Annotated in this window: 26 protein-coding genes, 1 tRNA gene and 1 other RNA gene; 7 read left to right on the top strand and 21 right to left on the bottom strand. The window is 44.1% G+C overall.

Translation table 11 applies throughout. The features are described 5' to 3' along the window. Positions 1-11 precede the first annotated feature (11 nt). Entirely contained in the window at positions 12-464 is a 453-nt protein-coding gene (locus tag CI957_RS02040) for a hypothetical protein (RefSeq protein WP_096712026.1), read from the top strand. A 1-nt stretch (position 465) separates the two neighbouring features. Continuing rightward, positions 466-756, top strand: a complete 291-nt coding sequence (locus tag CI957_RS02035; protein WP_128754122.1) for a FeoC-like transcriptional regulator — start codon at positions 466-468, stop codon at positions 754-756. A gap of 137 nt (positions 757-893) precedes the next feature. On the opposite strand, the gene CI957_RS02030 is transcribed toward CI957_RS02035, so the two are convergent. The 15 genes from CI957_RS02030 to CI957_RS01965 form a co-directional block, all read right to left on the bottom strand. Continuing rightward, on the bottom strand, positions 894-1856 hold the full coding sequence (locus CI957_RS02030; protein WP_096712144.1) for a formylmethanofuran dehydrogenase: 963 nt from the start codon (positions 1854-1856) through the stop codon (positions 894-896). A 10-nt stretch (positions 1857-1866) separates the two neighbouring features. Further along, entirely contained in the window at positions 1867-2250 is a 384-nt protein-coding gene (locus tag CI957_RS02025) for an ATP-binding protein (RefSeq protein ID WP_096712028.1), read from the bottom strand. Between the two features lie 14 nt (positions 2251-2264). Then, on the bottom strand, positions 2265-2597 hold the full coding sequence (locus CI957_RS02020) for a CGGC domain-containing protein (protein WP_096712029.1): 333 nt from the start codon (positions 2595-2597) through the stop codon (positions 2265-2267). After that, the gene (locus CI957_RS02015; protein WP_128754183.1) at positions 2587-3351 is read right to left on the bottom strand and encodes a DUF166 domain-containing protein; all 765 of its coding nucleotides are present in this window, start codon (positions 3349-3351) and stop codon (positions 2587-2589) included. The genes CI957_RS02020 and CI957_RS02015 overlap by 11 nt, the downstream gene beginning before the upstream one ends. Before the next feature lie 92 nt (positions 3352-3443). Beyond that, positions 3444-3584 carry a hypothetical protein gene (locus CI957_RS10565; protein WP_164909002.1) on the bottom strand — a complete coding sequence of 47 codons (141 nt, stop codon included), beginning with the start codon at positions 3582-3584 and terminating at the stop codon, positions 3444-3446. Positions 3585-3609: 25 nt separating this feature from the next. Further along, the gene (locus CI957_RS02010; RefSeq protein WP_096712030.1) at positions 3610-4035 is read right to left on the bottom strand and encodes a peptidylprolyl isomerase; all 426 of its coding nucleotides are present in this window, start codon (positions 4033-4035) and stop codon (positions 3610-3612) included. 349 nt (positions 4036-4384) lie between these two features. Further along, positions 4385-5668, bottom strand: a complete 1284-nt coding sequence (gene thiC, locus CI957_RS02005) for a phosphomethylpyrimidine synthase ThiC (protein ID WP_128754121.1) — start codon at positions 5666-5668, stop codon at positions 4385-4387. 252 nt (positions 5669-5920) lie between these two features. Continuing rightward, entirely contained in the window at positions 5921-6838 is a 918-nt protein-coding gene (gene aglJ, locus CI957_RS02000) for an S-layer glycoprotein N-glycosyltransferase AglJ (RefSeq protein ID WP_096712032.1), read from the bottom strand. 10 nt (positions 6839-6848) lie between these two features. Next, positions 6849-7400, bottom strand: coding sequence for a TATA-box-binding protein (locus CI957_RS01995; RefSeq protein ID WP_013038250.1), 552 nt, complete (start codon positions 7398-7400; stop codon positions 6849-6851). An 80-nt stretch (positions 7401-7480) separates the two neighbouring features. Further along, entirely contained in the window at positions 7481-8596 is a 1116-nt protein-coding gene (scpB, locus tag CI957_RS01990) for an SMC-Scp complex subunit ScpB (RefSeq protein ID WP_128754120.1), read from the bottom strand. Positions 8597-8613: 17 nt separating this feature from the next. Continuing rightward, complete coding sequence (locus tag CI957_RS01985) at positions 8614-9432, bottom strand: ScpA family protein (RefSeq protein WP_105460276.1); 819 nt, start codon at positions 9430-9432, stop codon at positions 8614-8616. After that, entirely contained in the window at positions 9429-12950 is a 3522-nt protein-coding gene (smc, locus tag CI957_RS01980) for a chromosome segregation protein SMC (protein WP_128754119.1), read from the bottom strand. The genes CI957_RS01985 and smc overlap by 4 nt, the downstream gene beginning before the upstream one ends. 18 nt (positions 12951-12968) lie before the next feature. Then, complete coding sequence (locus tag CI957_RS01975) at positions 12969-13682, bottom strand: hypothetical protein (protein ID WP_096712036.1); 714 nt, start codon at positions 13680-13682, stop codon at positions 12969-12971. A gap of 89 nt (positions 13683-13771) precedes the next feature. Continuing rightward, positions 13772-16441 carry an AAA family ATPase gene (locus CI957_RS01970; protein WP_128754118.1) on the bottom strand — a complete coding sequence of 890 codons (2670 nt, stop codon included), beginning with the start codon at positions 16439-16441 and terminating at the stop codon, positions 13772-13774. Further along, positions 16438-17793, bottom strand: a complete 1356-nt coding sequence (locus CI957_RS01965) for an exonuclease SbcCD subunit D (RefSeq protein ID WP_128754117.1) — start codon at positions 17791-17793, stop codon at positions 16438-16440. Before CI957_RS01965 ends, CI957_RS01970 begins: the two co-directional genes overlap by 4 nt. Before the next feature lie 130 nt (positions 17794-17923). On the opposite strand from CI957_RS01965, the gene CI957_RS01960 reads away from it, so the two are divergent. Both CI957_RS01960 and CI957_RS01955 read left to right on the top strand, forming a co-directional pair. Continuing rightward, positions 17924-18655: a glucose-6-phosphate isomerase family protein gene (locus tag CI957_RS01960; RefSeq protein WP_105460272.1), complete on the top strand. Its 732-nt coding sequence runs from the start codon at positions 17924-17926 to the stop codon at positions 18653-18655. Positions 18656-18707: 52 nt separating this feature from the next. Beyond that, positions 18708-19466: a DUF128 domain-containing protein gene (locus CI957_RS01955; RefSeq protein ID WP_096712040.1), complete on the top strand. Its 759-nt coding sequence runs from the start codon at positions 18708-18710 to the stop codon at positions 19464-19466. Positions 19467-19468: 2 nt separating this feature from the next. Here the strand turns inward: CI957_RS01955 and CI957_RS01950 are convergent, their stop codons facing one another. Beyond that, positions 19469-20836, bottom strand: a complete 1368-nt coding sequence (locus CI957_RS01950) for a DHH family phosphoesterase (RefSeq protein WP_096712041.1) — start codon at positions 20834-20836, stop codon at positions 19469-19471. A 24-nt stretch (positions 20837-20860) separates the two neighbouring features. Continuing rightward, the gene (locus CI957_RS01945; protein ID WP_096712042.1) at positions 20861-21367 is read right to left on the bottom strand and encodes a hypothetical protein; all 507 of its coding nucleotides are present in this window, start codon (positions 21365-21367) and stop codon (positions 20861-20863) included. 104 nt (positions 21368-21471) lie between these two features. Here CI957_RS01945 and CI957_RS01940 point away from each other — a divergent pair, with 104 nt between their 5' ends. Beyond that, positions 21472-21651, top strand: a complete 180-nt coding sequence (locus tag CI957_RS01940; RefSeq protein ID WP_096712043.1) for a hypothetical protein — start codon at positions 21472-21474, stop codon at positions 21649-21651. Positions 21652-21721: 70 nt separating this feature from the next. On the opposite strand, the gene CI957_RS01935 is transcribed toward CI957_RS01940, so the two are convergent. Beyond that, the gene (locus CI957_RS01935; protein ID WP_096712146.1) at positions 21722-22123 is read right to left on the bottom strand and encodes a DUF1699 family protein; all 402 of its coding nucleotides are present in this window, start codon (positions 22121-22123) and stop codon (positions 21722-21724) included. A 311-nt stretch (positions 22124-22434) separates the two neighbouring features. Between CI957_RS01935 and CI957_RS01930 the strand changes: the two genes are divergently transcribed. Beyond that, entirely contained in the window at positions 22435-23106 is a 672-nt protein-coding gene (locus CI957_RS01930) for an MBL fold metallo-hydrolase (RefSeq protein ID WP_128754116.1), read from the top strand. A gap of 18 nt (positions 23107-23124) precedes the next feature. After that, positions 23125-23436 (top strand): ribonuclease P protein component 4, encoded by a 312-nt coding sequence (locus tag CI957_RS01925; protein ID WP_105460268.1) that lies wholly within the window; start codon positions 23125-23127, stop codon positions 23434-23436. Positions 23437-23444: 8 nt separating this feature from the next. On the opposite strand, the gene CI957_RS01920 is transcribed toward CI957_RS01925, so the two are convergent. The 3 genes from CI957_RS01920 to ffs all read right to left on the bottom strand — a co-directional run bounded on the left by CI957_RS01920 (position 23445) and on the right by ffs (position 24172). Beyond that, complete coding sequence (locus CI957_RS01920; protein ID WP_096712046.1) at positions 23445-23669, bottom strand: hypothetical protein; 225 nt, start codon at positions 23667-23669, stop codon at positions 23445-23447. 50 nt (positions 23670-23719) lie between these two features. Next, a tRNA-Ser gene (locus tag CI957_RS01915) sits at positions 23720-23804 on the bottom strand. Positions 23805-23858: 54 nt separating this feature from the next. After that, positions 23859-24172, bottom strand: an RNA gene (gene ffs, locus CI957_RS01910) — signal recognition particle sRNA. Between the last annotated feature and the right edge of the window lie 166 nt (positions 24173-24338).

Raw genomic sequence — 24338 nt, 5'->3', positions numbered from 1 at the left:
AGGTGAGTTTAATGGAAAAAAATCATAATGGTTTGAAGTATATTTCCCTGCTGTGGGGAATACTGTATATGGCCGCAGGCCTGGTTCAGGTCGCCAAGGGAGTGGGTCTTCTGCCCGCTTCCCTTGTATCCTCCAGTCTGTTACCTGCTGAGCTGGCCGGGGGTCTTGTGCTTGTGGTAATCGGTGCGGTATTTTTCGTCGCAACCTTTGAGTTTTCAAAGGACTCCTTTGAAGGATCCGCCTATGCCTATGTGGGAATATTGCTCTGCCTGGTGTTCGGCACCCTGTATTTCCTGAGTATGGTAGCAGATCTTATCAATGCCTATATACTTGCCATGGAAGGTTACGAAAAATGGACATTTGTTGACAGTTTCAAACCAGCATTGTATCTGGGCATTTTATCCGGGGTTGTATATGCTGTCTGGAAAAACAGGTTTAAACCGGTAAATCAGGGAGGATTTTAAGATGGTTCTGGGATACAAGTATGTATTGAAAAAAATGGCAGAAATGGATAGAAGGGGCAGCATCTCCTTCAATGCCCTGTCTGCGGGAATGAATATGAACACCCGGCAACTGAAAGGCATGCTTGAATTAATGGAAAAAATGGGGCATGTCAGGAAAATCGGAGACATTAATGAAAACCCCGAGCTTCTTTCCTGTGGCACCTGTAAATCCTGTGGATGCTGTAATCGTGGGATTTCCTATGGTACTACATACCAGCTTACCGATAAAGGTCGGAGGGTGTGCAGTACCTGATTACTTTGATTGGTCCGGCCAGCAGTTGAATGGTATGATATCACTCCCTTTTTGCAACAGCGCCATTTCTCCGTTTGGCAAACGAGCTTCCGGCCGGATCATTCATCTTTCTTATTTAGGTCGATTGCTGAAAAGTCTTAATCCACAGGCCTTCTGACCAGGGAGCCGTCACGCATCTTGATCGTTATATATTTGCCTTCTTCTCCGGCTTCGTATTTATTGTAACGCAAAACCTCAAATCTGCCGGCATCTGTGAGTTTCCTTATTGTGCGTATATCTTCGTGGCCGATTTTCCCTTTTTTTGCAGGTGGGTCAATATTGGCCTTTTTCTTTGAATATATGGTCCCGCCTTTCATGTCCGCCCCGACATGGCTGCCTGCATCATCTGCCAGCAGTATTCCGTTTTTCATATATGCACCGGCAAAGGCTTCACATTTACCCTCTACGTAAACTGTTCCGCCATTGAGATGGGCTGCAGTATTCATGCCGCTATCCCCTTTGATCAGCAACATTCCTCTTTCCATCAGCAATCCGTTTCCGTTGCCTGCATCTCCTTCTACTGTAATGCTGGCCTCACAATTGCAACGGGCTGCCAGGGTATTGCGCAGGATTCCATCATTGAGCAGGAGATTATTTCCTTCCAGTTTGTTTAGCAGCAGTTTTTCCTGCAATTCCTCGCAGACCAATTCCGTGATTGACACGAATTTGCGATATCCTTCCCTATCGGATTCAACTTCCACTATATTTCCCATGGGTTTTCCGATGTCGCCCATTATGTATAGGTTGCCGGATACCATTCCCATCCCTGCTTCAGCGCCAACATCACCGTCTATTATGATGTTGCCGGCATTTTCTGTCTTCCCGCTGCCTCCAAGGTGGGATATGCTGGTGCCCATTCCCTGAGCAAGCCGTTTTCCGACATCACCGATAATCTGTACAGTACCTGTCTTTTTGAGATGATCGACTATTTCCCTGTATGTGTACTCTGTGCCTTGCTGGTGGGGGATGACAGAATCCGGATTGAAATCACTATTCCAGCAAAAGTTGTAAGTGTAATCGCAGAGGTTGTCCGGCGGATTTGATAGTTCGATCGTGATCATGTTTCCACCCTTAACCATGAATGAGTGCAGGCAGACAGCGGGTACAGACCCAGATGCTTTCTTTTCCATGTCTCAGGGGCATCAGGTATCTCTCATTTTCATCCCTGTCACACTTAAAGCAGTGTATTGACCCGGCTTCGGTATATTTTTCTTCATTCTCCTGCATTTCTTTAACTGCCTGCGGATTGAAATCCATGGTCTGCCTTTCTTCAATGGATATTGCATCCTGTGGACAGACCCCGATACAGAATCCCATGCCATCGCACAGTTCTTCAGATACGACTTTAGCTTTACCATCTATTATCCGGATGGCACCCTCGGCACAGGGGCTGACACATTTGCCACAACCATTGCATTTTTCCTCGTCTATTTTGACTATCATCCGATTTATCATTTTCAAGCCTTCCGTTAATGATGTGTACCTTCCACAACTTCAATTCCTGTATTTTCCAGTGTCTGCCTTATTGAGTCCACATGAGGACATTCCGGATAATTTTCCATTTGCATACAGGAACTGAGATGTACTGTTTCCACTCCGTGTTTTTTCAGGGACCGGGCAAGCCTGAACACCCTTCTCCCCGGGCATCCGCCGCATGTGAAAAATGCGGTCATATCCGTATTTTCATCGTAATCACTGAAAGCGACTGTTTTTTCATTGAATGCCTTGAAACATCCTATCCCGGGGCAGGTTTCTGCAACGATAGCACAGCGAACTACTGCTATTTTCTTGTTATCTGGCATTTGTATTCTCCTTTTGTGCATTATCCAGTGCAGAGCCCACACTTTCCCGGACAATATAGCCTGCTTTGTGCAGTATGGTATCCCCGATTTCAGGATCATTATCCATACTTGCAGTACAGGGATATGCATGATGGGCAGAGGAAACCGTTTCCTTGAAATCTGCAGCTTCGGTATAGACAAGTTTACGGGCAACAAACCATGTGCATCCGCAGGGAGCATCCCTGATTACCCGTGCGGTTGTGATTTCCTCATTATCAAGTATTATTTCGATTTTGGGTTTCCCAAACCCCATTTCCACGAATCTGTCAATTACATGTTGGCCTGTTTTCTCAAGGCTGCAGAAAGGCTTGGGGAAAGCATATTCGATTCCCTCTTTCTGAAGTTTTTCTGCAACCTGGCGGACAAGGCCTGCCGGGGCGTGTTTGGGATTTTCAACAGGTGCTATCACGCCTTTTGCATGTGCTTTTTTCGCAACTGTCGGCAGGCCGGCAAATAAATCCGGATGCAGATCCATTGCAAGGAACAGATCACAGGGTTTCAGGTCAGCAGGCAGGTATTCTTCCGGCTCTTCCACAAATTCAGGCAGATCTGCGGGCAGTTCATGGATTTCTGTAAGGAACCCGGAATAGGATTTGCGTCCCTGTCGACAGTGATCGCAGGCTTCCCCGCAGGATGTGCAGAACTGATCGGAATTTATGAGATTGCCCAGCACCTTTTTCCCGAATTCCCCGCTGTACAGGACACTTATTCTTATTGGTTGCGGATCTGCTAAGGTACGACCTCCTGGATATATTTTGTATATCAGGTATATTAGTAATACTGGCATATAAAGAAGGGAGTATCTATTCAGATACCGCCCAATTCAGGAAGCCAGGCAATCCTGATTATGTACAGGAGAACCAGAATCAATATTGCCAGCAGGATCAATATTTTCATTTTGCAAAAGAAAAATCCGGCAGATTTGCCTATCCTGAATATAAAATCCATTCCCCACTATTACCACCTATTGTTTTCACTCTTCCACTACACGCAGGCGGTTCATTACATCGCCGGGTTTGATTTTATATACAACGTCCATTCCATCAATGACTTTTCCAAAAACCGTGTGCATACCGTCCAGGTGGGATTGGGGGGAATGGGTTATGAAGAACTGACTTCCCCCGGTATCCTTGCCTGCATGGGCCATTGACAGGGCGCCCTTTGTATGCTTGCGGGGATTTATTTCGCATTTGATCGTGTAACCCGGCCCACCTGTTCCATCGCCCTTGGGGCATCCTCCCTGTATCACAAAATCAGGAATAACCCTGTGAAAGTTCAGGCCATTATAGAATCCCTGCTTGATAAGTTTTTCAAAATTGGCAACCGTTCGGGGTGCATCATTCTCGAATAATTCAAGCACGATGTCTCCCTTGTCTGTCTCGATAATGGCTTTTTTCATTTTGAAACTCCGTTTTAATGTCGTTTTGAAATTTGAATAATGAGTTTATAGTTATTTCGCTGTTATTATTGTATGTGATATCGGAATCCGTCAGGTTTGTGAATCCGGACAATCTCACCCCCTGTCCCCACAACATCCGATACACCGCTTTCATCGGCCTGCAAGTATCTCCCTCTCCACATGATAAAAATCCCTGCAATGTTATACCGTAACCGTAATGTGTCCTCTTTTATATTTAAAGATACTATTAATATAGACACTGCAAGGTTTGAGAACTAATTATAAGAGAATGCCCGGGATAAAAAAAGAATATGGAAAGGAGAGTAGATAAAAGTAATACCCGGAGGTATTACTTTGCAAGATCGTAGTTCTGGTTTACGATCTTTAAGGCACAGAAGTTTCCGCACATGGTGCATGCATCTGTGTCTTCCGGTGCACGGCTGTTCCTGACATCACGTGCAAGTTCCGGATCAAGTGCCAGACTGTACATCTTTTCCCAGTCAAGGTCACGGCGTGCCCTTGCCATTGCCAGATCCTGATCACGTTTGTTTAGTTTGACCATGTCACCAACGTGGGCTGCGATCTTGGATGTCTTTACACCTTCGATAACATCTTCCTTATTTGGCAGGGCAAGATGTTCTGCAGGAGTTACATAGCACAGGAAGTCACAGCCGGCTGCTGCGGACTGGGATGCACCGATTGCGGTGACGATGTGGTCACGTCCCGGGGCAACATCTGTGACAAGTGGTCCGAGCATGTAGAATGGCTTGTGGTCACTCATGGATTTCATGAGTTTCACATTCATATCGATCTCGTCCAGTGGTACGTGACCGGGGCCTTCTACAATGACCTGGAGGTCATATTCGTCGTGGGCCCTCTGGGCACATTCGGAGTTGATGATCAGTTCCTGGATCTGTGCACGGTCGGTTGCATCATGAACTGCGCCGGCACGCATTCCGTTACCGGTAGAAAGGGTAACTTCGTGTTCTTTGAGGATTTCACAGAGATAATCGAAGTCCTTGTAAAGGGGATTTTCGGCTTCATTGTGGAGCATCCAGGAACTCATGAAGGCACCGCCACGGGAGCAAAGTCCGCCATAGCGGCCATGGGCTTTAAGCCTGTCCAGTACGATGTTGTTGATACCGGTGTGGATTGCCATGAAGTTTGTACCGAGTTTTGCCTGTTCCTCGGTTGCGTTCCACAGGTCGTCTTCTGTCATGTGGACGATGGAACCGTCCCTCTTGGCTGCTGAGATAAAGGCCTGGTAGAGTGGTACTGAACCTACGGACAGATCGATTGCGTCACAGACCTTTTTCCTGATTCCGAGGAAATCCCCGCCGGTACCCAGTTCCATAAGGGTGTCTGCGCCGGCTGCCTGTGCTGCCTTTGCTTTTTCAACTTCCAGTTCTTCATCGACGATATCCGAAGATGCTCCGATGGAAGCGTTCACTTTTGTAGTAAGCCCTTCTCCAATACCACACACTCTGATATCCCTGTAGGGGGTAACAGGTATAACGATTCTTCCGGCTGCAATTCCGCGGCGCACAAATTCAGGCTCAACACCTTCGATTTCTGCAACCTTCTTCATTTCTTCGGTAATAGTTCCGTTCTTGGCATCTGTTACGATTGACATGTTTTTACCTCGTTTTAATGATGGGAAATGGGTACATATTTTATTTAAATCTTATTAAAAAATCAAGTTGTATTGATGTAAAGTGGGTTTGAGTTTGCTGCTGGGTCGGGTTTGATTGCAGATATACAATTAGTTAGCAGCATATCGATATTGTTTTGAATTAAGTAGTAAAAAAAGGAACTCACATGCAAATATCAAACTAATATTTCCCAAAAGTAAAGTGAATTTGTTTATGGGTACCCTCAGGCAAATTCATCTTTGCTGACGGCGAAGGGTACGCATTGTTTCCCTGTGGAGGGATACTACGAGATCACTCAGCATTCCGAATATGAACATCTGGATTCCCGAAATAATGAGCAATGCTGTCAGGGTAGTCATTGGTATATGGGTAATACCTATCATCCATTCGCTTACGACATAGATTCCCAGTAATATGCCACTAAGAGTAAGTATGGCGCCCATTATCCCGAAATAGAACATCGGATTGTGAAATTTGGCCATTTTATAAATCGTACTGCCAATCCCAAAACCATCCTTCAGTGGGTTGAGTTTCGTATCTCCTTCATCAGGACGCGGCCTGTAGGTGATTGGAACAACTTCTACGCGGTGTTCTTTTTTCATACTGTCAACAGCAATCTCGGATTCGATCTCAAAACCCGTCTCATGAAGTTCCAGTTCCCGGATTGCTTGGTTTGTGAATCCCCTGTAGCCAGACAGGATGTCTACAAGATTTTTCCTGTATATAACACTAAAAAATTTGTTAAGTATCTTGTTACCGATAAGATTCAGTTTTGTAAAAGCACCCGGATCAAAATCTGCAAACCGGTTGCCAATAACATGGTCCGCCCTTCCTGCTTCCAGTGGTTCAAGCATTGAATGAACATCTTTTGCAAGATAGGTTCCATCCCCGTCGATCATAATGACATAAGGGTCATCTATCATCGCAAGGGCATCCTGGACAGCCTGACCTTTTCCTTTACCGGTCTGGGCAACAACTCTTGCACCCATTTTATTGGCAATTTCCTGTGTATCATCAGAGCTATTGCCATCAATAACAAAAATATTCCCGAAACCTTCGGTATTAAAATCTTCAATAAGCTGGCCGATGGTGGCACCCTCATTCAATGTGGGTATGAGGATGCAAACATCTTCCCTGTAATCTTCAGTCACACTTTTCCCTTTAAAGGAGGCCCATATTGTCCAGCTGTTGTCTTACTACTTCTACTCCTTCTTCGCAGTTTTCCGGGGATTTGCCACCGGTAACCACCAGTTTGCCGGAACTGAAGATTAGTACGACAACTTTTGGCTCATCGATCCTGTAAACGAGTCCGGGGAATTGTTCAGGTTCATATTCAATATTCTCAAGGCCGAGTCCGATTGCAATTGCATTAAGATTGAGCACAGCTTTGAGATCAGCGGATGCAACAATGTTCTGTACGGTTATATCCGGTTTTTCGAGGGTATCTATGCCAATACCGTTGAGTTTTTTGGCCATATCCGCAATTACAGTGTGTACATCATCTACGTTTTTGGCACCTGTACAGACCACTTTCCCGGAAGTGAAAACAAGAAATGCCGCCTTTGGGTTTGATACGCGATATACGAGACCGGGGAATTTCTGCTTGTTATATTCTGCTCCTTCAAATTCAGCTTCGATCTTTGTAAGGTCGAATTCCTCGGCAAGTTTGGTGGAAGCTACCACATTTTCTATTTTAATGTTATAATCTGTCATATTCTCAGGTCCTTGGAAATTGAAGCAAATAATTCCAGATAGTTTATATATTCTTATTGTTTCTTAATTTAAATACCTATTTAAATAGCTTTACCTTCTTCTGCCTTCCGCAGACCCTTGATAACAGCATCATACTTGCTTTTGACTCTCTCTATAAGGCCACCTTCCAGGTTACGGTGGCTTGGAACAAGGATATCCGCTTTTCTTCCGATTTCCTCACCAGAAGTGTTTGTTTCATAATCCGGGGCAATCAGTATTCCATCTTTTGAAACACCGATATGCAGATCTTTAACAATGCGTGCCACCATCTCGGTTTGCGGGGTGACCCTGGCACTTATGGTCATGGCTCTTGATCGGTATTCATTCTTTAGTTCCTCGAGCAGCTCCAGGGTTTCTTTTACCCTGGCCGGGTCTCCCTCGCTTTTCAGTATATTGACGGCCTCTGCAAGATCATCAAACGTAGTGGATCCGACTTCGATAATCTCTCCTGAATAATGTTTTTCCACCTCTTCCTTATATCCCCGGGAAATAACCATTTTGTAAACCGTATCAAGGGTCTGAAGTTCTTGCTCGGTGGGATTATAAGCATCTACCATGCGGTAATCTTTGATTCCACACATCTGTGCCAGCGATTCATACATGGGAGTAAATCCGACAAACCTGCGTCCAAGCCAGCGGTCAAGTCCTTCTTTGCCACTTTGCTGTTTTGAAAGTTCTATCATCTTGTTGCGGATAAGTTCGGGTTTATTTTTCTCAAGACCGAAATAATCTGCAAAAAGAGGGGTGGTGGAGAGCAGTTTTGTCCTGCCGTGGGGGGTACTTTCGATAAATCCCCGATCTTGCAATTCCCGGATATGATCATATGCCTTGTTGCCGCGCATATCTACAATATCCGATTGTACTACAGGCTGATGATAGGCTATCATGGAAAGGGTGCGTAGCATGGGAGAATTAAGTTCCCGGGGTGCAAAGGGACGGATAATATCGGAATACTTTGACCTGACCTGCATGACATATCTTTCACCCAGGTCCACGACCTCCAGCCCGGATTCTCTTTTTTCATAGTCCCGGATGAGGGTTTCTACAATTTTTGTGACCTGTTTTTTATCTTTGTTAAGTATTTTCTGCAGTTTTTGTATCTCAACTGCACTACCTGCTGCAAAAAGTGCAGCTTCAACGATTTCCCTGTCGGACATTTTTCAAACCAACCCCTTCAAACAGGCTGCTCTTTATTTCCATAAGAGTATATATACAATTCTTCGAAGAGTTCATCCTGTCTCAAACAGATTTTCCTCTGTGAAGCCATGAAAAGGAGGGACAGATACGTCATTACCCTTTCTGAACGGGAGGGTATGGGATCTATGATCTCAGTAAAAGTGACCGTTTCTTTCCCGTGCAGCATCTCTTCAATTATTTCTTCCAGGTCTTCGACACGCCCCTTTATGTCTTCCTCATGAGCAATACCAAGCACATCTTCAGTGGTAGGCTCCTCTTCCATGTGGAGGACACGTTTTTGTCGCCTCCGACCTCTTCTGGATTCAACATTTTCTGCCTTTTTCAATTCGTTTATAAGTTCCTGCAGGGTGACAGGTCTTGTAGCAGCACGCCTAATCGGCAATTTGGGTACCGGATAGTCTTCTTCATTCTGGAATTCGAGATCATCATCAGGTATCTCTTCATCGGGTTCTTCATCTTCTTCCTGTATGATACCTGTGGATTTCATCCTGAGGAGAATGGAAGCATAAAGCAGTGTTCTGCCTGAGATCCTGAGATCCATTATCTTCATTTCTTCTATTTTTTCCAGGAATTTATCCGTAATCTCTACAATATCAATATCCCAGGGATTGATACTTTCATTTTTTGCAAGGTTTACGAGGATCTCTACAGGTTCACAGAGCACATCATCCGATAATTCCAGATCGTCCTCGTCAACACCCAGTTCCTTCAACGTTTTCAGGAATTCAGGATCAATACCCTGTCTCATGTTTTCCAGCAAGGGGATTTCATCGTTTTTTACCGAGATACTATTCACCGTATTTTCACACCCGTAATACTTGTGATATTATCCTGCTGCATTGTAACGCCTATTGTGCGCTCGGCAGCTTCTATCATCGGTTTTCTCAAAGAGACAACTATGAACTGGGCATTGCTTGCCGCCTTTTTAACACGCCTGGCAACCCTTTCAGCATTTGCTCCGTCAAGGAACATATCGATCTCATCAAAAGCATAGAAGGGTGCGGGACGATATTGCTGGATAGCAAATAAAAATGCAAGTGCTGTGAGACTCTTTTCTCCACCTGACATCGCTTCCAGTCGTTGCAGGGTTTTGTCCCGGGGCTGGGCTTTGAGGGTCATGCCTCCGGAGAAAGGGTCTTTTTCATTGTCCAGCACAAGTTCCCCGACACCATCGGAAAGCTCATTGAAGATTTCCTTGAAGGCATCATTAATGCCATTGTAGGTTTCCATGAATGTTTCTTTTTTAAGGTTATCATACTGGTCGATACGATCCAGGATCTGCTCTCTTTCATTGAACAGTATTGCCCTGCGGCTTTTGAGATCAACAATTCTCTGCTCCACTTCCTCATATTCATCTATTGCCCGCATATTCACAGGTTCCAGGGCTTCCATTGCCTTTTCAATCGAAGTTATCCTTGTACGCACGGTTTCGTAACCAGGGACTTCATCAGTCTCTTCAAGGCCACGGCGTGTGATCTCTTCGCGGAGCTGTTCAATTTGTTCCTTCACGGCATCCAGTGTGGCCTCAAGTGCCATTTTCTGATTCTCTGCCTTTTCATAGCGGCTCTTGACCCTGTCAACTTCATCACGTTGGGTTGAGTAGGCCATTTCCTTATTCTTTCTTTCTCCCTGAAGCTGGCGCAGTTCACCTGTGAGTTCTTCTTCACGTTGTTTCTTTTCTTCCAGTTCGCTTTCCAGGGATGTGATCTTATTCTTGAGTTCTTCTATGCGCTCTTTTAGTGTACGCTTTTTCTCATCCATCTGGGCGATTTGTTCCCGATTTTGTTCCATTTTCTCGGTTGCGTATTTTTTATCGAGTTCAAGAGCATTGATCTGCCCGTCAATATCCCTTATTCTTCCGTCCAGGCGGCGCAGTTCCTCATCCAGGGATTCTGCCTGCTTATTGAGCTCGGGAATTTCCGAATCGGCGAGTTTTTCCTCGATCTGCGTTATGTTCTGTTGCAGGGATTGTTCCCTTTCTTCCAGATGCTCTTTCTTTTCAACGGTTTCATTCATCTCCGTTCGCATCTGCTGGCGTTCTTCCTCGATTTGCCTGAGTTCCTCATCCTTGGTATTGAGCAACTTTTCAAGCGTCTCTCCGCGCTTACCAATCTCCTCGAATTGCATCTGTTTGCGTGCGATCTCGTTCTCATACTGCTGGATTTCCTTGTTGGTGTTTGAAATATGCCCCTCGGTAGTATCCAGTTTATTGATCGCATTGCTTCTGCGTGATTCCAGTTTGGTAAGTTCTTCGGATATCCTGACAAGTTTATCTTTTTCAGAGGCTGCAAATGACAGGCCGGACTTGCGCTGGGAGCCACCGCTCATTGCCCCGCTTTTCTCAACGATCTCGCCTTCCAGGGTTACCATACGCAACCCGCCCATCAGTTTTCGGGCGTTTTCAAGGGTGTCAACAACAAGGGTGTCCCGGAATACATACCAGAAGGCTGCTTCGAACTTCGGGTCAAAATCGATAAGATCAATAGCATAACCTATTACACCTTCCCTGTCGGAGAGGTTTTTGTAGGGTCTGCGTGCTTCCATCTTATTCAGGGGCAGGAAGGTTGCCCTGCCCGATCTCTGGCGTTTCAGGTAAGCAATAGCCCGGGAAGCATCTTCGTCCGTATCCACCACAACAGCCTGCATTCGTCCTCCTGCAGCGATTCCCAGGGCGGTTGAATATTTCTGGTTTACTTTCCCCAGCTCTGCTATGGTGCCATAAATACCGGGCAGGCCATGTTTGTCTTTTTCCTTGATTACCGCGTCTACTGCCCTGGAATACCTGCTTGTATCCTCTGCTGCCCTCACACGGGCTTCAAGCATTGCGTAGTCCTGTTGTTTGCTGCGTATGTCACTTTCAAGGTCGTTGACAACCTTTTTTATCTGAGAACGATTGCTTTCCAGGTCATCCAGGTCTTTTGTCAACCCTTCTATCTTTTCGTTGAGTTTGTCAATATCATACTGGACGGATTTAGTATCGCTTTCAGAGGACTTGGCCTTCTCCTTTGCCTGCCGGATCTCATCTTCTATTTCTGCTACGTCTGCGGATTTGCGACGCAGGGAATCCAGCAGCCTGTCCTCGTTACGCATGAGCTCGTTTTTCTGGGTTTTCAGTTGTTCCAGTTCTTCCTTGTTTGCAGAAAGCTCGTCCCTTGTACGGGCAAACTTTTCGTCCACATCGGCAATCCTGCTCTGCAGTAGCATTCTCTGGGTGCGTTTTTCAGAAATTTCCGATTGCAGGGTTTCCTTCTGGAAACTGTGTTCCTTAATCTTTTCCTCGATGCCATCTACCTTATCCTTTGATTCATCGATTTCCAGGAAAGACCTGCGTCTTGCGGCATCGATCTCATCGATTTCCTGGCCTGCATATTCGATACGGTCACTGCATCCCGATATTTCTCCACGGATCTCTTCAATTCGCCTTTTTACCTCGATCTGCTCATCTTCGCCCATCTTCTGGATGCGCTGGTTAAGTAAGCGTAATTCTTCTTCCCTTTGTTCCAGGACATCTTTTTTCTGTTTAAGTTCAGAGGAGATTTCTTCCAATTTTTCCTGCTGGGCGCTGAATTCCTGCCCGACTCCTTCAAGTTCGGTTTTTGCATCCTTGAGTTTAGAAAGCAGCACGAAACCTTCAAACTTCATCTTTTCTTCCTTGAGGGACTGATACTTGACGGCCTGGTCACGTTCTCCCTGGAGCTTTTCCTTTTGCTTATCCACTTCATCTATCAGGATATCTGCCCGTTCAATGCGCTCCCTCACAACTTCAAGCTCATTGAGGGCTCTCTCCTTCTTATTGTCAAACTCTGCTACCCCGGCAATCTCATCTATGATCTTGCGTCGCTCCCCGGCGGTCATTGTGATGATTCGTGTGACATCTCCCTGCATTACGACATTGTATCCTTCGGGGGTGACCCGGGCCTTTGCAAGATAATTGTGCACATCGCCAAGACTTACTGATTTGCCGTTGAAATAGAAATAGCTGTAGTAACCATTGTCTGTGCTACGTACCTTCCGGCTGATCACTACTTCATCGTTGTCAACAGGCAGTTCCCTGTCCTTGTTATCAAAATAAATGGTAACCTGGGCATTGTCGGGATTTTTGCTTTTTTCCCCGTTATATATGAGGTCGGTAAGTTTTTCCGCCCTCAATGTGCGGGAGCTGGACAATCCCAGTACAAAAAGAATACCATCAATTATATTGGATTTACCACTTCCGTTGGGGCCTGAAATAGTTGTGAAATCATCAAAAAAAGGGATTTTTACTTTTTTCCCGAATGATTTGAAATTCAGAAATTCTATCTTTTTAATATACACGCCAATCCTCTTTGGACTTTAGAACGATTTCTTCTTCCTGACGATTATTTCAGAGTCCTCATCTTTGTTTTCGACAGTTTCGTATTCGCACTCCTTTTTATTTTCCAGGGGTCCCTTGTCACCGGCAATTATGTATTCACAGTTCTCGTTCTGGGTTTCTGGCTTGATGGTCTTTTCCACTTTGCGATTCTCACTTTCAGCAACGATGTACTCATCTTTTTCCTCTTCAGAAACCTCATTTTCCTGATTTTTCTCAGAAGGCATCATTTTATCGACATCCCTGATCTGGAAGTGCATACGAGGTTTTCTTTTTTGCTCGGGGGAAGACCGGGATCTTTCAGGGGTATCGTTACTGGTTTCTGCAGGTTGGGGTACAGGCTCCTTTTCCTCGGTATAAGCATCCTGGCTGACTGTTCCTTCTTCATATTTGCTCCATGCATCGGACTCCCTTTCCCCGGGTTGCTGTTTGTTTGCCTGTTCCATTTCCCGGATACGCGATTTCTGGTCCAGGAGTTCCTCAAGGATTCCATTTATATTTGTAGATATTTCTTTGACCTGTTGCTCAAGTTCGGCCAGCCTCTTGTTTATATCCATATCATTTCTCAATTCTTCTCGTAGTTCCGTCATAATAGAACTCTTGAGATTTGTTTTGATATCGGATATTTCCTCTTCTTTGTTACGGATCTGCTTTTCAAGACGTTCAATAATTAAATCTCTCTGCCCGGATTCCATCCAATTCCTCGCAAAACGTTCATTCCCTCAATATGAATATGATTTATTTATTCTTATAAATATTCTATTTAAATTATTCTTATATGCTTTCATTGCGCAATAATGGAAGATATATTTGTAGTGGGATCTTTCTGGACTTCAAATACATTATCAGCCGAATCGATAAGGGTTTCATCGTGGGATACTATCAGTATCTGGCCGACTCCCATGTCCCTCATAAGATCTATTAACTTTAAAAGCTGGTGCACATGTCCCCTGTCCAGGAACACAGTGGGTTCATCCATGATCAGAGGGGGCATTTCATTACGGTATTCCCCGCCGGCCAGTCCTTCCGAAAGTAACCTGTAAATAGCACATCTTAAAACAAGGTTAAAGATCGCCCGCTCTCCTCCGCTCAACAATTTGGGTTCCAGGGGAGTCCCGTCCTTCTCATAGATGGTAAGCTCATAATCAGTATCCAGCTGGATATGTGAGTAGGCATTGTTGGTGTACATAAAGGAAAAGATTTCATTGAGCAATCTGTCCAGTGCATCAATATTGCGTGTACGCAGTTCTGCACGTAATCTCATGTACATGTCTTCCAGGTTTTCTACATCACTTCTTACAGCTTTGAGATACTTTTCCCGGTTATTGAATACTTTTAGTTTTTCCTGCAACGTTTTTTTCCTTTTGAGGTTGGTTTCTATTTGCCCTATTTCCTTTAAAAGATCCGTTTTTTGTTTGTTCTTTTCTTCAATGTCCCCAATTATTTTTTGATAAGCTTGTTGGAATTCATGCAATTTCTTCTCCAGTTCTTCTATATTTTCCTTGCCAAGTTCGTTTTCAAGTTGCTTTTTATTCCTTTTTTTCTCTGCTATCTGTTCATCAATGAAACGCACATTTTCCTGAATATCCACAATAACTGTTTTCAGGTGTTGATGATCACTCTGCATCTGTGTATGATCCTGCCTTATTTTCATCAGGTATTTTGCACTTTCAAGATTTTCTTTCATTTTCTTATGATGCTCGGTGGCAGTTTTTGCAGTTTGCTGTATTTCTTTTATTTCATCTTCGGCTCTTTTAATATCTTTTTCCAGTTCTCCTATCCTTTCTGAAAGTTTCTGTTTTTTCTTTCCATCCTCCTGGTTTTGTTTCTTCAATTCCTCATTGTAGGAGGCCAGGTTTTCCTGTTTTTGATTTATAAGCAATTGCCTCTGTCTTTTTTCATCGACCTGTTTTTTTATTTTGCCTGCCTCTTTTAAGGTGGCAATTTTCTCTTCGGTCCTTTGCGTGTCCTGGATGAGTTTTTCAAGTTGCTCCTCAAGCTCTTTTTTCTGTAATTCTTCCTCCTTAGTATCATTGACAATGGTCGAGCCCTGCAGGTCCTGTCCACATGTGGGGCAGGCTCCTTTTTCCAGCAGGTTTCTATGTTCTGTGAGTGTTTTTGAGAGCTGGTCTAGCCGGGTTCTGACTTCCTTTTCTTTTCCATGGAGATGACGTTGCTTGTTCAAAAGCAGGTCTTCCAATTCCTCCAGATTGTCCAGTTTCCTCCGATCAAAACCCATTGATTGGGCATTCTCAAGGAGTGTCCCGATCTCGTCTTCCAGCACCGAATACTCCAGGTTGATTTCCTCTATTTCCTTTAACCGATTCTTTTCCTGAGTGGATCTTTTTTTGATTGCTTCTTCCAGTGCACTGAGATTTTGTTTTGTTTCAGTCAGGCCTTTCTGTGAATTTTCCCTTTCCTGTAGTTTCAGGTCCTGTTTGTTTTTTATTTGACTGATTTTTTCATAAGCATCCCGCTCTTCTTTTTCTGTACGGGCAGTGAAATTGTCCACATCTGTGGTTTCGTCAAGTTCGAAATAATCATATAATTCCTGTATTTTGTTTTCAATTTCCAGAATGGATTTGTGGAGCCTGTCTCCCTCCTTCCTTTTACTTTCCAGGGATGTGAGAGCTTCTTTTTTCCGTTTTTCCAGTCCGCTTATTCCCCTGTCCAGTTCATCGATCTGCTTTTGGGTTCTGGTATATTGCTCGATGTGCTGGCGATCCTTTTCGATACGGGTGCTGGTTCTGTCTCGCATCGTCTCCAGATTCGCAACTTCCTGTTGCAATTGCTTCAAATCCGTATTCAACTGATTTTTCCTGGCCACGGGTTTGGTTGCGTCAATTGTTTCAATCTCTTCCTGCTGGTCCTTGATCCGGGCATTAGTTTCAGTTATATGTCTCCCCACACCGGTCCTGGCACTTTTTGCCCGCTCCCGGTACTCTTCCAGTCTGCCTATTTGCAAAAGGTCATCTATCATCCTCTGCCTGTCTTTTTTACGGGCATTGATGAGAACGTCAATATCTCCCTGCCTGATATATACACAGTTCTTATAGGCTTCTTCATCCATGCGCAGCAGATTTCGAATGGACTCATACGTCTGTGTGGCCTGGTTTACAACTACTTCCCCGTCAATCTCCAGATAAGATTTAGTGGTGGAGGCTTTGCCCGTTTCGGGATTGTTGCGAAATTCCTGAATGACAGCATACTCCTGTCCCCTGTGCTCAAATTCGAGGTGAATTACAGCTTCTTCACATCCCTTGCGCACCAGGTCTGCAAGTACGAAATCTCTTGGAATCCCCCTGTGGCCGAAAAGTCCCACAAAACAGGCTTCAAGAAGGCTGGATTTTCCACTTCCATTGACCCCTGAAACCACAGTTACCCCTTCGTTGAAATCAATCTCGAGATCGCTGTAACTGCGTATGTTTTTCACTTTAAGTCGTTTAAATCTCAAAGATAATCCCCCAGATTGTACTGTCGTGGAACCTTTGTTTTCTGTGGTTTTTGCTCAACATCCTTGTCCACTGCATTGGTTTCCTTTTTCTTCTTCCTTGGAGGCCGGGATTTTTTATCATCTCCCTTTTCAACGAAGACAGGCTCCTCCTTTTGGGATGGCTCTTCTTTCCGATTACTTTCAACTTGTTTTTGCCGGTGAATGTTTAAGGGAATTTCCTGACTGAAATCCATTTGTTCTATCATCGTCGCTATAGAAGCTTCTGTTTTGTGGTCGATGGTGGTTTTAGGTATGGACAGGTCCCTTATGATTTCATCAATCAACAGGCCTGCATCTGTAAGATCCATTTTCTTGATTTCTTCCCGGGCAGCAATGTCGGGATCTGAGAATATTATTTCCGGTTGATTTTCAGTCTCGTCAGGGCAATTGCTTCGCAAATCGGATATGCGACTGACCAGTACTCCTTGCTTATCAAGAAATTCTTCTATCTCACTATAGGCAATATCCACCTGCGAATTGCCTTTTAGTTCAATAAAAACGACCTTTTCCTTCACATCATATTCGCGGATCGTATTGAAAATATCGCGGTATGCATCATTCTCATCCTTGATGTCCACGACGATGTGCAAAAATTCTCTCGTATTTATTTGTCGCCTGCCTATATCAATGCCTTTTTGGGAAACAGTGATTAAATTATATCCTCTGGGTTCTTCTTCTGCAGCACTGTTCCTTTCTGTGCTTCCACAGTAGGTAACCCATGTATTTTCCACCTTTGTTTTTTCATACTTGTGGTAGTCCCCGAGCAATATTGCATCCAGTGCACAGGGGAATGAATGGATTACTTCAGCCACATCCCATTCCCCGAAAGGAAACGGTTTCATTAGCTGATGCATTACAAGGATATTGTGTGTAGCTTCCCGGGCAGTTTCAAAAACGGAGTAGTCAAAAGACTGTATCTTCGGACGGGGGATACTGTCTATACCATAAATCGCAATATTGCCTGCCATAAAAGGACTGTTGCCCAGGCGCCTGACCAGACGCATGTTTTCCAGCAGATCGAGCCACTGGGTTTGCTGTTTGCTTTCATGATTACCCACAATTCCCAGCAGGGGAATTTCGGCCGCTTTTAATTTAGACATTATCTGAATTGTTTCGAGAATGTCTTCCAGGGTGGGATTGCGGGAATCGAACAGGTCTCCTGCATGAATTACAGCATCGACTTTCATGTCAATGGCATCATCAATTACCTTTTCAAAGGCTTCCAGGAAATCCCGGCGGCGTACATCGCTGTGATATTGCCGATAACCAATATGTGTATCAGCAGTATGTATTAACCTGATTTCTCTATCCATTACAGCATCCCGTTTTACATAATGTCAGCCTCTATTTAAAAAGGCACTGGAGGAAAGTTTTAAATTCTTTTGTTTATTAATATTGCCGCTGGCAGCTTATAAGGGGAATAAGTCTTGAAGGAGTATGATAATGTCAAATGAAATTATTTTCGGTGGGGTTGAAAGGGTACCAGATGTACGTATGCTTTATGATATGGCTGAAGTTGTTTATGACAAAAAATGGCTTGAAGGAAGGGAAAATGAAGAACTCTATTATATGTACAGGGACCTGTCCCAAAACCCTGGCGATCTTGATAAAATAAAATCACATAACCTCAGGTATGATATCACAATAATACCTCCGGCAATGTTGGGAGTGGAATATGTAAAAACAGCCGGTCATTATCATCCGCAGGTACCGGGCAGCAATCTTTCCTATGCAGAGGTTTATCAGGTACATGAAGGCAGTGCTACCTATCTTCTCCAGAAAGTTAATGATGGTAAGGTTGAGGATGTTGTGGTTGTGGAAGCCAGCGCAATGGACGTGGTGGTTGTACCTCCCGGATACGGGCATATTACGATCAATGCATCGGATTCAACCCTCGAAATGGCCAACTGGGTGTGTCGTGATTTTTCCTCGGTGTATGAGCCTGTAAAAAACAAAAAAGGTGGCGCCTATTATTTACTTGAAGATGGGTTTATAAAAAATTCTGCATACTCGCAGGTGCCTGAAATACGTCACGTTAAACCGATGGATGTGCCTGAATTCGGCCTTTTCAGGAGGGAGGACATGTACGGATTAGTTGAAGATCTTTCCCGGCTGGAATTCCTGACAGTGCCTGAAAAGTATACTGATATTTTCAATCAGATTATCAATGAGTAAACATATAAACTATTGTGTATATTTTTCATAAAAACGATTTAAGGGTGTATCAATGCAGGATAAACGTGGTGTTGTGCAGTTCACGTCTTCAAAGATCGAAGACCTTATATTCAGGACCACCCTGGACTTAAAAAGTATGGAGGGGGATATAATTGTCAACCTCTCCATTGCTGATGCGGATGATATTGTCGATGTACTGGAGTTTTTGAAGCTTACTTCCAACAGCGGCCTTTCAGTAAGTCCTTTCTTAAAGGTCCTGGAAAGCGGAGACGTTATAGGTGATCTAACCATACCGGAGGGTAAGGTAGGCATCGCTACAATGTGTAGTATGACCATAGACGGGGTCTTGCTAAAATCGGGAATTATGACAAATCCCAAATTCGGGGGAGTTGTGCAGATCCGCAATGGTCTGCCCGTCAGATTTACTGATGTGCTGACCTATGCCAGCACCACAATAGATCCTCTTGAAGTACTCATGTCACAGGATATTACCTCTGTAACCCGGATGCTTCAGACCGGTTCGGGTAAGATTCTTGCAAACTTAAGGGAAGTCCATCTTGCAAAAAGGGATGAGATTAACAGTGTTCTTTCGGGAATGATGGATATTGGAATAAATGGTATTCTGGAGGTAGGGGACCCCAACAGCCGTGTACTCGATGTTCCAGTGGAACGTGACCATTTTGGTGTGGTGGTTATCGGGGGTACCAATCCAATGGCTATAATGAAAGAACAGGGAATCAATATCCGCACCAATGCAATGTCTACACTGATGGATATCAATTCCATGGACAAAATCGAAGACTATTTCTAAATTTAGTTTTTCTGGAATTGGGTTCCTATTATTTCATCCAGCTTATTGAGGAATTCGTTTCTGCCCGTTGCAGGTATTGTCGCTCCTGCTGCAATGTCATGTCCTCCTCCTGCGCCGTTTACGAAGCCGGCCGCATCTGACATTGCCTGTGATAGGTTGAGCCCCTTCCTGATAAGGTCCTGTGTTCCCCGGGCGGATACTTTTACACCATCATCTGAATCCGCAAAGGCAATTATGGGCTTGTCCCGTCTTCCGGCAGAAGTAATGCTCATACCGGCGATAATGCCGACAATCGTTTCTTTGATCTTGTTTCCTGCATCAAAATACTGTATGTGGTCCAGTTGTATAATGCCGTTTTCTTTCACAAGTTTTAGGCCGTTGACAAGATTTTGCCTGTGTTCTCCAAGAAGCTTCTTTGCATCCTCGTAAGCCTTTCCCCGTTCTCCCATGCATACGGCCAGTCCGGTCTCTGCGTGGTCATAGCGTGCTGTGGCATTGAGCAGTGTGGAAAATTCGGAAGCGTCCCGCATTTCCGTTCCTTCACGTTCATTGAGCAGGACATAAACTTCCCCGATCAATCTCTCAACCTTGAAGGGTTGAAGCCCGGATTTGATACAGTGTTGCATGACCCCGGATATTATTCTCTGTTTTTCTGCAGATTCAAGATCAATCCAGCGTCTCCATCGTTCATCGCCCCCAAACCGGATATTCATGTCATGGAGAAAGCCTATGCATGCATCCTCGTCACCGGACAGGCCTGGCAGGAAAGGATCAGAAGAAAATTGCAGAAGTTTATAGACCGGGCGGGTTTGTTTACCAAAAAGGGTGAGATCTTTTTCGTAACTTAGATGGCCGTTTTTCACTCCTTCTTCAAGTAGCAGGCGGTTAACACCTGTCAACTGCCCTTTTTTTAGGTGTTGCATGTCTCCGATAGCACCAACCATGGCTATATCAACCAGATCTCTATTCTGGCCAATCTCATTTGCAAGGATGTAGGTTGTTCCGGAGCCGCTTAACTGGTATGATCCGTTAGCACCGAAAAGATGGGGATTGAGGTGATATTTCCCTTCTCCACGAGGCTGGTGATGATCTGATACTATGGCATTGATACCCTTTGCAGTTATGCTGTCCAGCATGCCGCTTCCCAGATCTGTGAAGATTGCAAGTTCCGGATTTATATTTGCGATGTCTTCTATGATATTGTCATCCAGCTGTTTTACAAATCTCATTTCATAATTGATACCTGCACGTTGCAGGGCTTTACATATTATTCCGGCAGAAGTCAGGCCGTCTGCGTCAATGTGGGATACCACATATACAGATTCATGTTTCTGTATTTCTGTATTACATTCTCTTGCATGTTCTTTCATTGATCTGAGTACTTTTTCTATATGTCATTCCCCCGTCTGCATCCATTTATTTTGCTTGGCCCATTTTTCAGGTTCGATATGATATGCGTCACCCTTTCTTTCAAGCTTTGAATAAAGTTTAATTTCATCAATTGTGTATTTCAGTTCTCCTGATTCGTATTTTTCCTCGATATCTTTCCAGGGGATTATATAGGCTTGCCGGGACTTCCCGGACCCCTGTCGTAATTCAACAACCAGAAATCCGGCCCTTCCGGACCTTCTCAGGTATTCCGATATGCGTATTACCTGATGTGCCCCATTTTTGTCTATGGTGAAATGCTGACTGAAATAAAGTGCATTGGCCCCCTTTTCAGTTGAAATACTCTTGCACTCTATCCCTAAATAATAGTCCGGGTTCAAAGAATCTACCATTACATCCAAAAACTGGGGTGTGAAACGATGTTGTTTAATGCGGTGGGCTATCGCTTTTATATTGCAATTCTCAAAATAATCATTGAAAGACTGCACAAGTTTCCTTTCGAATTCTGTCATAACAGCTCTTTACCACCTTTTCTGATACATTCCATCGGTATTATTTTTATAGCTTGTCTTTATTTGCGTTAATTTCATGTATGAAGTTGAACATGTAAGTTTTCATGAGTAAAAAGAGCATTGAAATTCTGCTGGCTGTGGGTTCAGTAACCCTTTTCGCCGTTATGCTTATTGTTGTGCATTCTCTTGGAATGGCAAACGAGGGATACGGTTATGTGGTGTCACTGATGATTTTTGTACTTGTAGTTTCAGTGGTAGGGCTTAAGCTCCCTTCACTGGGATAATTAGTATAAGACAGGTTAAAAAGAGAAAGCGTAAGACCCCTTGAAGGGATTCTTACTTCTTTTTGCAGAATCAGGAATTCTGCTTCATCAGGAAAGTTATGAAATCCGGGCTTAAACGGGTTTCCTTGACCATTTTGTCGATAATTTCTTCTTCGGCAAGCCCTTCTTTCCTGAATTCTTCAATACGGTCATACACACTTCTGGATACTTCAGAATACTCGTTTATGTCTTTCCTGTGTCCCCATACATCGCCTTCAAGTAAGTCAATACCCTGCATTTCAAGATACATTCTTGCAGAGCTGGATATCGTTCTTTTATAGGAGCTGGGGATGTGCAGGGCCTTTACGTTGGGACATTTCATCACAAGGGAAAAAATATCCGTATTGGATGGCCTGAATGCGAGGTGAATAATTTCCTCATTTTCATCCAGGGTCTCGATTTCTTCTTTAGAACTGACTACTCTTATTTTCATTTTAGGTCCCTTCTTCTTTGATGTCAATTTTTCAAGCGGCATAAAATCCTTTCAAAACTGACTTATAATTGTATATACATTAGTTATTCTATATAAATTTTGTTAGGCCTGATTTAATTTAAATTCAAGGCGGTTTGTATTAATATATCCTGATGTTTCATTTTTAAAATGAAACTCCCATTTAATCTCTGATTAAATGTGACTGGAAAAAGTTGAATTATGGAATATAAGGGATGTTTTTTTGTATTAGCTTTGATAAAATGAAATATTAATAAACTTACCGCCATTAAATATTCACAGGAGGTTATAGACTGAAATCTATAGATATAGGAAAAGTGCACATTGATTGGCTGGGGCATGCAGGATTCAGATTGCGTGGGGATAATCTGGTGGTATATATTGACCCCTATAACGTGGGTGGTTATATCGACTACGAAGACCAGGCCGATGTGCTGCTTATCACTCATGAGCATTTCGATCATTGTTCCCCGCAGGATATTCAGAAGGTCAGGAAAAGCACGACTACTACCCTGATTCCGACAAGTTGCAGTCTGCAGTTTCGGGGCGATGCAAGAAGAATTGAAGCCGGGGATGTCCTCAGGGATGAACTTGCAATAAAGGGATTGAATATAGAAGTAGTTGCAGCTTACAATATAGACAAACCCTTCCATCCGGCCGGAGAAGGTGTGGGTTACGTGATTGAGCTGGAAGGTTTGCGGATATATCATGCAGGGGATACAGATTTGATCGATGAAATGGCTTCCATTGAAGCTGATATCGTCCTGCTTCCTATAGGGGGATATTATACTATGGATGAAAAGGAAGCTGCAGAAGCAGTTTCATGTATAAAGCCAGCTTATGTCATACCAATGCATTATGGAAGTGTGGAGGGAACGGACGCCGACACAGATCTCTTCAAAAAACTTGTAGAAAAAAGAAGTAAAGCAAAGGTAATTATTCTTGAAAACAATAGTGATCCCTGAATATTTGAGGTAGTTTGTGTGTCTAAATCCCGAAAAAAGCAGAAAAATCTCATGAAGGATCTGGCAAAACAGAGAATTGAACGCCTTTTCAAACTTGCAGAAGCATCATACAGTGTACACCCTCACAGAAGTAACAGGTATGTTACACTTGCACGCAGGATTGGTATGCGCTACAGAATCCGTTTGCCTGCCTCCCTTCGCAGAAGGGTGTGTCGTAGTTGTAATTCTTATCTTGTACCGGGTAGTAGTTCCAAAGTGCGGCTGAAAAAAGGAACAGTGTGTATAACCTGTCTGTCATGTGGCAGGAAAATGTGCATTCCTTACAAATAATTCTTTTTTTAAAATGAGGACAGTAAGGCCTTGATAAGCAGAGCTGTAATTATGATGACAATCCCCATTGTCAGATAAATTAAGACATTACGATATACTTCCTCTTTTTCAGAACCTGGCTTAATTCCCCAGTGATTGCAACTTCCCTTTGAATCACAACCACCACAGGAAGGAGTTTCATCTTCAGGCGCAGGTCTTTGGATAACCGGGAGTTTTTTCATTTTATCTGACATGTATTAACTTTCTATGTTTTCATTGATAAAACTATTGAAAAAATGATTAACGACGAGAGGGGGATTCGAACCCCCGAGGTGGCGAGCACCACAGGATTAGCAATCCTGCGCCATACCGGGCTTGGCTATCTCGTCCCGGGTAAGCAGTCCATAAGCCAGTCATATATATAAGATTTTGCTTGTATAAAGTGGCAGGCATGCATCCGGTTGCCATCATTCTCATTTTCCAGGGGACTGTGACCTCGCCTCCACCCCGCAACCCTGAGAGCGATGTATGTTCGCGGTAAGTCTGCTCCCTTCCGGGCCTCGACCGGTTTCCGCGGTAAAGATAGAGGGCTGATTCTCCAACCAACCTCTCTAGCAACATCATCCAAACAGGACGGAGTTTCTTAGTTGAGGTCACAGGCTTGAAAATAATCCTGATGACTTCCTTCAGCTTCGTCTCCCGCATATCGGCGATTTCGGGTTACAGGTGACGCCGACCTACCCAGACTAGCCTGCCACCCCTAAATGTGGTTTGATGCTTATAAAATTATTCCTCTGCAGATGCGTTCTCCAATAGTCAACTATCCCTCCCTTACGGCAAGGGGCTTGAATGTCAATTAAGCATTCGTCCGGGTGGCTGACAAGCACCCCTGAGATTCCAGGATATACCTGTAATCCCGTGTT

The organism is Methanohalophilus sp. WG1-DM, assembly GCF_004104135.1.
Lineage (GTDB): Archaea > Halobacteriota > Methanosarcinia > Methanosarcinales > Methanosarcinaceae > Methanohalophilus > Methanohalophilus euhalobius.
This window is presented reverse-complemented; position numbering and strand designations above follow the sequence as displayed.

What these genes read in the sequence shown, in the direction of transcription:
- CI957_RS02040 (WP_096712026.1), top strand. Translation starts at nt 12, where the DNA reads ATGGAAAAAAATCATAATGGTTTGAAGTATATTTCCCTGCTGTGGGGA.
- CI957_RS02035 (WP_128754122.1), top strand. Translation starts at nt 466, where the DNA reads ATGGTTCTGGGATACAAGTATGTATTGAAAAAAATGGCAGAAATGGAT.
- CI957_RS02030 (WP_096712144.1), bottom strand. Translation starts at nt 1,856, where the DNA reads ATGATCACGATCGAACTATCAAATCCGCCGGACAACCTCTGCGATTAC.
- CI957_RS02025 (WP_096712028.1), bottom strand. Translation starts at nt 2,250, where the DNA reads ATGATAAATCGGATGATAGTCAAAATAGACGAGGAAAAATGCAATGGT.
- CI957_RS02020 (WP_096712029.1), bottom strand. Translation starts at nt 2,597, where the DNA reads ATGCCAGATAACAAGAAAATAGCAGTAGTTCGCTGTGCTATCGTTGCA.
- CI957_RS10565 (WP_164909002.1), bottom strand. Translation starts at nt 3,584, where the DNA reads ATGGATTTTATATTCAGGATAGGCAAATCTGCCGGATTTTTCTTTTGC.
- CI957_RS02010 (WP_096712030.1), bottom strand. Translation starts at nt 4,035, where the DNA reads ATGAAAAAAGCCATTATCGAGACAGACAAGGGAGACATCGTGCTTGAA.
- thiC (WP_128754121.1), bottom strand. Translation starts at nt 5,668, where the DNA reads ATGTCAATCGTAACAGATGCCAAGAACGGAACTATTACCGAAGAAATG.
- CI957_RS01995 (WP_013038250.1), bottom strand. Translation starts at nt 7,400, where the DNA reads ATGACAGATTATAACATTAAAATAGAAAATGTGGTAGCTTCCACCAAA.
- scpB (WP_128754120.1), bottom strand. Translation starts at nt 8,596, where the DNA reads ATGTCCGACAGGGAAATCGTTGAAGCTGCACTTTTTGCAGCAGGTAGT.
- CI957_RS01975 (WP_096712036.1), bottom strand. Translation starts at nt 13,682, where the DNA reads ATGGAATCCGGGCAGAGAGATTTAATTATTGAACGTCTTGAAAAGCAG.
- CI957_RS01965 (WP_128754117.1), bottom strand. Translation starts at nt 17,793, where the DNA reads ATGGATAGAGAAATCAGGTTAATACATACTGCTGATACACATATTGGT.
- CI957_RS01960 (WP_105460272.1), top strand. Translation starts at nt 17,924, where the DNA reads ATGTCAAATGAAATTATTTTCGGTGGGGTTGAAAGGGTACCAGATGTA.
- CI957_RS01955 (WP_096712040.1), top strand. Translation starts at nt 18,708, where the DNA reads ATGCAGGATAAACGTGGTGTTGTGCAGTTCACGTCTTCAAAGATCGAA.
- CI957_RS01950 (WP_096712041.1), bottom strand. Translation starts at nt 20,836, where the DNA reads ATGAAAGAACATGCAAGAGAATGTAATACAGAAATACAGAAACATGAA.
- CI957_RS01945 (WP_096712042.1), bottom strand. Translation starts at nt 21,367, where the DNA reads ATGACAGAATTCGAAAGGAAACTTGTGCAGTCTTTCAATGATTATTTT.
- CI957_RS01940 (WP_096712043.1), top strand. Translation starts at nt 21,472, where the DNA reads ATGAGTAAAAAGAGCATTGAAATTCTGCTGGCTGTGGGTTCAGTAACC.
- CI957_RS01935 (WP_096712146.1), bottom strand. Translation starts at nt 22,123, where the DNA reads ATGAAAATAAGAGTAGTCAGTTCTAAAGAAGAAATCGAGACCCTGGAT.
- CI957_RS01920 (WP_096712046.1), bottom strand. Translation starts at nt 23,669, where the DNA reads ATGTCAGATAAAATGAAAAAACTCCCGGTTATCCAAAGACCTGCGCCT.